The organism is Enterococcus sp. S53 (assembly GCF_016516865.1).
Taxonomy (GTDB): Bacteria; Bacillota; Bacilli; order Lactobacillales; family Enterococcaceae; genus Enterococcus_D; species Enterococcus_D innesii.
Genome location: NZ_JACVUH010000011.1, coordinates 114,498 through 122,952 on the forward strand (window position 1 = coordinate 114,498; position 8,455 = coordinate 122,952).

General features: G+C 38.1%; 6 protein-coding genes. 2 read left to right on the forward strand and 4 right to left on the reverse strand.

The features are described 5' to 3' along the window. Nucleotides 1–6 precede the first annotated feature (6 nt). The 3 genes from asp2 to IAE45_RS13570 are packed head-to-tail and all read right to left on the reverse strand — an operon-like array spanning nucleotide 7 to nucleotide 4,420. Nucleotides 7–1,593, reverse strand: a complete 1,587-nt coding sequence (gene asp2 / locus IAE45_RS13560) for an accessory Sec system protein Asp2 (protein ID WP_200126620.1) — start codon at nucleotides 1,591–1,593, stop codon at nucleotides 7–9. Beyond that, complete coding sequence (asp1, locus tag IAE45_RS13565) at nucleotides 1,580–3,181, reverse strand: accessory Sec system protein Asp1 (RefSeq protein ID WP_233619060.1); 1,602 nt, start codon at nucleotides 3,179–3,181, stop codon at nucleotides 1,580–1,582. The genes asp2 and asp1 overlap by 14 nt, the downstream gene beginning before the upstream one ends. A gap of 21 nt (nucleotides 3,182–3,202) precedes the next feature. After that, on the reverse strand, nucleotides 3,203–4,420 hold the full coding sequence (locus IAE45_RS13570) for an accessory Sec system protein translocase subunit SecY2 (RefSeq protein WP_081117491.1): 1,218 nt from the start codon (nucleotides 4,418–4,420) through the stop codon (nucleotides 3,203–3,205). A gap of 129 nt (nucleotides 4,421–4,549) precedes the next feature. Here IAE45_RS13570 and IAE45_RS13575 point away from each other — a divergent pair, with 129 nt between their 5' ends. Together IAE45_RS13575 and secA2 are read left to right on the forward strand one after the other, a co-directional pair. Beyond that, nucleotides 4,550–5,134, forward strand: a complete 585-nt coding sequence (locus tag IAE45_RS13575) for a hypothetical protein (RefSeq protein WP_233619061.1) — start codon at nucleotides 4,550–4,552, stop codon at nucleotides 5,132–5,134. Nucleotides 5,135–5,175: 41 nt separating this feature from the next. After that, complete coding sequence (secA2, locus tag IAE45_RS13580; RefSeq protein ID WP_081117492.1) at nucleotides 5,176–7,545, forward strand: accessory Sec system translocase SecA2; 2,370 nt, start codon at nucleotides 5,176–5,178, stop codon at nucleotides 7,543–7,545. A 135-nt stretch (nucleotides 7,546–7,680) separates the two neighbouring features. Here the strand turns inward: secA2 and IAE45_RS13585 are convergent. Continuing rightward, the coding region (locus IAE45_RS13585) for an LPXTG cell wall anchor domain-containing protein (RefSeq protein ID WP_200143134.1) at nucleotides 7,681–8,455 on the reverse strand (775 nt) is incomplete at its 5' end.

Here is an 8,455-nt window from a genome sequence, read left to right on the forward strand (position 1 = left end):
CATTCCCTATAATATTTTCTTGATATCACGGTGAAATGTATGCACAAGAATATTTTTGTATTGTTTCAAAAACCAACTATTGATGGTGGGACTATTATCGTTATGTCGGCCGATCATGCCTTTATACAGAACACGAGTCATGGGGAAATTATTTTTTAAAAAATCAAACAACATTGGAAATGCCTCCATGTCGTAATCGTCTTGTTTCATATAGGCGATAGCAAATGTCGTCTCACGATAATCGCCACTTTTAAATTTGCTCCAGAACCGCTCATTCAATTGACTGCTCGCTTCTTTTGAAACAACCCCAATATTGTAAAGCAGCATATCCAATGAGGTTGGAAATCCAGTTGGTCGATTGATGCGTTCATTTAGAGCAATGGAACCAAGATTCGTCAACGGTTTTCCCACGATGACACTGTTTGGGCTTAAATCGCTAGCAAAATATAGCGCGCCAAACGTTCCCATCGACAATCCGGATAAAATGAGATCTGACTTTTCAAAACCTAGCAGTGCTAGTTTTCCTAAGATGATCGCTACGATTTCTTGTTCGAATTTCTGGCTGCCTAGATAGAAATTTCCACCTTCTAAACGAGGATCACCAATCAGCAGAAAAGGACAGCCCATACTTCCCATCATCCCACGGCCTTCAAAACCTTCAGCTGAACGATAGCCAGAAAAATAAACCGCTAATGGAGGTTTTAAATCTCCCGGGTTAAAGTAATAGATCACTTCTCCCCCCAGATTCTCTTCATCCCGAATCCGACCACCTCCTGGAATCATGACACTTTCATCCGCCATTGCTCTACGCAGGTGCATCTGCCCGATCGTAAATTGCCCTCGATTTCCTTTGGCATACAATGAAACATTGATGTATGAATTTTGATCTAATTTGAAGTAAATCGGTTCCCCATTTATGATTTGATCGTGAAGAATCTCAATCACTTGGATGACTTGATTCGTGTTTTCTCTAATAAAAAAGAGTTTGATCTTCACGATCGCTTCTCCTTCGATATTTGCGATTTCCGGATAAAAGCAGGTGCGTTCATTTTTAGGAATCAGGTTAGTCATTTTCCAAGTAGTTATTTGCTGATAGTCCGATGTCAATTGCGCCTTTACCTGACAGGCTGCATGTCCTTCTTTAGCGATCTGCAACGAAACATCTTTATTAAATTTCATGTGATCCATAGATAGCTTATATCCTTGTTGCTTTGCTGAAAATTGCTCATTGATCATACGAAAAACATTTTCTAGCTGCTTTTTATCAAAGCGATTCGCTGCTTTTAATGTGAAAAGCGCTTGAATTTCTGGAGATAGTCGATCATTTTCTTCGTAAAATATTTGGTAGGCAGGCAATTGTTTTAAAAATTCAAAATTTTCAAGAATTGCGGCATTTTCCTCTAGAAGAAAAATTGCCCGATGATATTTGCTATTATATTTGTCTTTCTTAAACAGCTGCAGCTCCTGCTCATCTTTGCTGAAATCATAGGCTAACGGAAGCCACTGATAGGCAAACAAAGGAGAGAGCCGTTTTTGCCACTCGGAAGAAACAGCTGCAATATGAAATACCTGAATCTGTTTAGACGACACCATTTAGCAACTCCCTCCATTGTTTCATAATATTTTCCTCACTAAAATGCTCAATATAACTAATATTTTCCACTAATGCTTGGTTCCAATTATTTAAATCGTCCATGTAAAAAGCGATTGCTGCATCTAATTCTCTAATTTGACCAATGATTTGCCCATTCTTTTGGTCATCCACATAATCGGTTTTCTTCCTAACAAGCTGAGGAATCCCTGCACTAACAGCTAGTGCTTGTTTCTGGACATCAACTTCAGCAGACAAATCAATATACAACCGTGTCTCATTGAAATCCTGACGAATCGCGGTGAGATGAGAATCCAAACGAAAGTGAATCCTAAAATTGACATCAACTGCCTCTACTAGATTTCGCCAATTTTTGCTTTCTCGAATCTCTTCAATCGCCTCTTTATCCGTTTTAAATAACTTTTTTGCCTTTTTTGCTTCAAAATACTTTAATACCTTTTGATACTCCTCTGATTCACTATCGACACCGAAATGAGTATCAACCAGTTCTTTTTGTGCTTCTCGTAAAACGACTTCGCTTTGGAATGTCGTTGTTTCGATGATTAAGTCATAACGATCATTCTGAATAACTTTTTGCAGTAATAAATGATGGATTCTTCGAACGTCTTCGTTAAGCTCACCGGCGTTCCAATAAAGAACCAGCTGGGGAATGGAGTTGCTATTGCCCAGCTGAAAAGAAGTTGTGTAAATAGGTATGCGCTGTATCCGTGATAGGTCATTAATACCGGACTGTCTCATTAAAGAGAGAAGCGCTGTTTGATTACTAGTCGAATCAGTAATAATTTTATTTTCGCCTGCCCATAATTCTGCTTTTTCATCTGATGCACAAGTTGAAAGTCTGTGGGCATCAGAAACGATCTGGATCACTCTTTTTCGTTCCTCGTTCGTTTTGACCAATCTTAGACTCCGCTCATTTGTCAAACAAATTATTTGATCTTCTGACTCAAGGTTCAGTTGAGATTGATTCATCATCTCTAAAAGAAGTTCATCCATGCTTCGATACTGACTTTTCTTTAGCCCAATTCTTTGGGGACTTATCAGCTCAACGTGTGGATTTTCTCCAAAGTATTCCACACATTTTTCTATTCCTGATTCGTTATAATAAATCTTCTTTACTTGTTCCCCTTTGTCATTCTGAAACGATTTTGCAGAAATAAATCCCCGATCATCGAAAAAGAGAATATGTCGATAAGGTTCCGTCATTAAATACATCTGTTCTGCAAAACCAAATGTATTGAACCGAATTTCACCAAATGGTTGATTTTCCTTAATCAGTGTGATCCCAAAAGGTGTATAGACCTTCTCCACATTCTCAGCAAGAGGCAAGTCATCGACATCTAAGGGAAATCCATTGGTTTTTTGAATGTCTTGCAAGCAATCATAAAGTGAAGTCATTTGCGCTGCTTCTAATTCATATGCATGCATCTGATAACGTAAAAACGGCATATGCTCCAATAACAATAAGTGATACGGTTCTTGATTGTTCTTGAAAAGCTGAATGATATTCATCATGTAATCACTTTCTAAATTGCCGCTACTACTCGTCCAATCAGGAATAAAATAGTTCAAAGAATTGCCTCCTAACATCCTCTAAAAAATCCGGTAAGTATGTCTGGAAAAGAGGAACCGTATTTCATTTGTGATAGTTTCTAAAATAATGATCAACATAAAAATGCTTCCGAAATAAAAAGCTAAGTTGGAAATAATTTGATTTTGCAATCCAATCAATAAAGGAATCATTGAAATGATCACAAGGTAACTGTTGCCAAGCAATGCAACGGTCGACAAACGTTTCCATATATATTGCTCTGTCTGTTTACCAGGAGCAACATTTAAGATATAATCTCCTGTCTCTTTTAGATTTTTCGCTATATCGTATGGTCGAACATTTATAAAACTAAATCCGTAACCTAAAACATAGAGAATCAGACCATAAGTGAAAACACCCCGCACATTATTAAATGAAAAGTAAGTCGTAATAAAATTCGAAAAGCCTGTGTCCCCCCACTTTTCGTTCAATAGTAAAAGCTGCGGCATTGAAAAGACGGTTACTGCAAACATAAAAGGCATTGCCCCGGCAGGTAAAAGTCGAATAGGAATATACGAATTGTTAAAGCGACTGTCGATACCTGTCCGCTCAATATTGATACGGTACTCTGCACTGTAAAGAAACAGTGTGAGATAAATAAAAACCAAGGTCAACATAACTAACCCGATAAGAAAGTTTTGACTCAAATGAACAGATTCTGTTTGTCCCGAAATTAACATAGCTGGGATATTCATCAGTAAACCTGGAACAATAAACAGACTTTGACCTCCGATTCCTTTATCAATGTTGATATCAGCTAGCCATGCAACGAACAATCCCCCGGCAGACAATACAAGAACTGCTCCTAAAAACAACAGGACAATAGAACCTCCAATAGCTTTTTGATCAATCATTGAGGAACGAAATTTTAAGACTAGTGCGCAACTTTGAAGGATAGCAAATAAAAGAGTCAAACAGCGTTGAATATAACCAATTCGTTTGGTGGAAAGATTTCCGATACTTTCTGTATCAATCATGCTGATCGTCGTCCAGATGATCAGAGCGGTCATGTACGGGCCCATTCCTAAAGAAAAAAGCGTCGGAACAGTGAAATTCCCACCGGTTGATGTCGCTAAAAACTTCAAAATCAAACTAGCTGATTCTTCTGGTATCTGTTCTGAAACAAAAAATGGAACCTGGATATGCTTTCCTATCTCAACGATGAACAAAAGAAAAAAGCTCGCGACTATTCTTTGAATGAGTTCTTTTTGATTCTTCATTTTCATCTCCAATTTTCTTACTTTTTTTTAATCTACAATGTTTAATAAAATATTATCAGTTTTAAATTTGCCTTTTGTACTTGTTTTTTGTTGAAATGAAAAAAAAAAAGGAAAAGGTGATGTTGGTCATTGTGGTATTATCGATTTAAATTCAAATTAGAAAGTAGCTATTCATTTTTTGATGATCATCTGAAAAACACGTGGATTGAAAAAACGGAAGAATTTCTTAAAAACATCTCCCATAAAGAAGGATTTTATATGAAGAAGCTAATTGAAGTCATAATACCTCTTGTTTTGCTGGTAGGAGGTATCTTTTTTTTGAAAGAAAACTTAACAAGCAACGAAACACCTACTACAGAATCTAGAGCCCCTGACGCTGAAACAACTCCTAAGTTAGAATTGAAAGCTGTCGTTTTGCGAACTGAAGACTCTCTGGAAGCAGGTGATCAAGAATCTATCTATCAAGGTGAATTTCCCTACTATAATATGGATACCACCAAAACCTATACGTTTTCGCTTCACTTCGTAACAAGTTCTGGTGAAGCGCTGCTTGATCAAAATAAGGAACCACTTATTGCATCAAGAGAGATGAAACTAGTTACTCAGAAGGGAAAAATCGTCTTTTTTTTAGAAGCCAATGATTTGATGAGGGAATATCTTTTGGAACTAGACGACGTCATGATTCGTGCTAAATTAGAAAGCATTGCTGATTAAGCCATAAGCAATAGAAGTTTTTGAAAGGAGGATCAATAAAAATGAAAGATAAAAAGTTTCGCAAGTATATTCGGTTAGCGAGAAAAGTTCAAAGTCTCGCGGAAAACTATCGACATTTGTCAGATCAAGAATTGCAAATGCAAACCATTCATTTTCGACAACTACTCGAACAAGGCAAAAAACTAGAGAGTTTACTCCCGCAAGCCTATGCTGTAGTTGTCGAAGCAGACCGTCGTGTCCTAGGAATGGAGCCTTATTTTGTTCAAATTCTTGGTGCAATTGCTCTTTTTTACGGTAATGTCGCTGAAATGAAAACTGGAGAAGGAAAAACATTGACCGCAACCATGCCGATGTATTTACATGGTCTGGGAGGCAAAGGCAATTTTTTGATTACTTCTAATACGTATTTAGCTTTGCGAGATATTGAAGAAACAGGAAAAGTCTATCGTTTTCTAGGACTATCCGTAGCTGTAGGTGTTCCTGAACATGAAGATGAAGGAGAAGAAATCGATAAAGAGGTGGTCTATGCAGCAGACATTGTCTATACTACGCATAGCGCACTGGGCTTTGACTATTTGTTTGACAACTTGGCTGTTTCTCCAGACGAACAATACGTCACCCACTTCAATTATGTACTGATAGATGAAATCGATGCAATATTACTTGATATGGCGCAAACACCATTGATCATTTCAGGAGCACCCAAAGTTCAGTCGAACTTTTTTACGTTATCTGATTGGTTTGTGAAAAGCTTGATTGAAGGTAAAGACTTTATGAGAAGTGAAAACAAACGTCATGCTTGGTTTACAGAAGCAGGCATAAAAAAAGCCGAAGACTACTTAGGTGTTGAAACTATTCTTTCAGAAAAATGGAAAAATCTTTACCGTCATTTAGTCATTGCCTTACGGGCCAATTATCTCTTACACTTAAACAAAGACTATGTTGTGGAGGACAACGAGATTCTTTTGCTTGATGAAGCAAATGGACGTAAGCTGATTGGAACAAAACTACAAGCTGGCCTTCATCAAGCAATCGAAGCGAAAGAAGGCGTAGAGATCACTACAGAGAGCCGATCCATGGGCTCCATTACCTACCAAAACCTATTCCGAAAATTTAAAATTTTGTCCGGAATGACTGGTACTGCCAAAACAGACGCCGACGAATTTCGAGAAACGTATGATATTGACGTAATCGAAATTCCGACAAATAAACCCATTCGCCGAAAAGATCATCAGGATCTGGTCTATGTGACCAATCAGTCAAAGATCATGGCTTCTTTAGAAGCAGTAACAAACGCTTTGACGCAAGAACGGCCCGTTTTGATTGAAACAGGATCAGTCTCAATGTCGACGTTATACTCTCTGATTCTCTTAAAACATCGAATCCCTCATAATCTTTTAAATGCTACAACAGCGACCAAAGAATCCTGGATCATCTCAGAAGCTGGTAAAAAAGGTGCCGTAACTGTGGCTACATCAATGGCTGGACGTGGTACAGATATTAAGCTTGAACAAGATGCGAGGGAAAATGGTGGTCTGTTAGTAGTAGGAACTGAACGGATGACCAGTGACCGAATTGATAATCAGCTTCGGGGCCGCTCTGGACGTCAAGGAGATCCGGGTGACAGCATTTTTTATGTATCTATGGAAGACAAAATCGTGGTTGAAAGTGCACCCAAATGGGCCGCCGACGAACGAGAATTATTAACTGAACAAGAAGAATTATCCAATGATCTCACTCCTTTAAAAAAGAAAAAATATAATAAACTAATCAATCAGTCTCAAAGCAATCGCAAAAATCAAGAAATTGCCGGACGTCAAACAACGCTTGAATTTGACTCAATCATTACCATTCAAAGAGACAAAATGTACAGCATGAGAAACAGAATTATGACAGGCACTCCGGTTGAATTAGAAAATATCATTAATCAATGCATAGAAGAAGCAATCAATCAGCTCATCACTAAAAAAGAGAACCTAAATAAACAAACGATCCTTGATTTTATCTTTAATAATTTGGACTATAATTTTGATGTTTTTGAAATCGAGAAACTAGATAAATTTAATAAGCGAACGGTCAAAAAATTTTTATTGGATCTGATTTCAGAGCGTTTGACTCACATTCATCAATTTATGCCAGATAGTTTCCAACAGCTGTTTTTCAAGCGAATCATTCTTTTAAAAGCCTTAGATACTCTTTGGATCGAACAATCAGACAACCTGCAACAATTGAAAACAGTCATCAATGGGCGAAACTGGGGACAACATCGTCCCATCTATGAATTTCAAGTAGAAGCACATCGTTCTTTTACTGAAATGCGTGAAGCCATTTATCTAGAAGCAGTCAGAAATTTATTATTATCCGAGTTGGTAAAAACAGAAGATGGTTCATTCGATGTTGAATTTCCATAACCAACCATAGCCAATAAAAAAGCATCACAGTTAGTTTGCCTAACTGTGATGCTTTTTTATTTAATAGAAGTACTTTTATCATTTTAGAAGAGCTAGGAAATTTATCCTAGCTCTTCACAAAACAAAACTAACGAGTTACTCTGTTTCACGCTTTGCTTCATCTTTTTTCTTTTTCATTAAAGCAATAGCAGCTAACAGCGTGGCAATTCCAGCAAGAGACATTTGAATACCACTTGCATCAGATTCGCCAGTCTTAGGAAGAGTAGAACCAGATGCACCGGTCGTACGACCCCCTACTCCAGTATTGCCAATTGGCGTTACTGTATTTCCATTCACTCCGTTGTTATGATTAGAACTTGATGGTGTTGAAGTAGAGCCGCTGATAGACTCACTTGCCGAAAGTGAATGATCTTGGCTAGTTGATTGTGATTGCAGCTCTGATAGACTCTCAGACAAGCTATTGCTGTGATATTCACTGACGATATCAGAGTTGATATCACTTGTACTTGTACTTAGCGAAGCAGATTCACTCACGCTGGTACTTTCGCTGATTGATTCACTAGCGCTCATGGAGACTGAATCTCGATCAGAGGCACTAAAGCTTTCACTCTGACTAGCCGAGTTGCTAGCACTCAGACTATCGCTTGCTGACCCAGAATCACTTGATTCGGCGCTAAGTGATACTGAATCACGTTCACTGTCACTGATGCTGGTGCTTTCGCTAGCTGATTCACTCACACTTAGGCTTTCGCTTGTTGAAGTCGAATCACTTACACTTGCACTATTTGACATTGAACCACGTTCACTGTCACTAATGCTGGTGCTTTCGCTAGCTGATTCACTCACACTTAGGCTTTCGCTTGTTGAAGTCGAATCACTTACACTTGCACTATCAGACATTGAACCACGT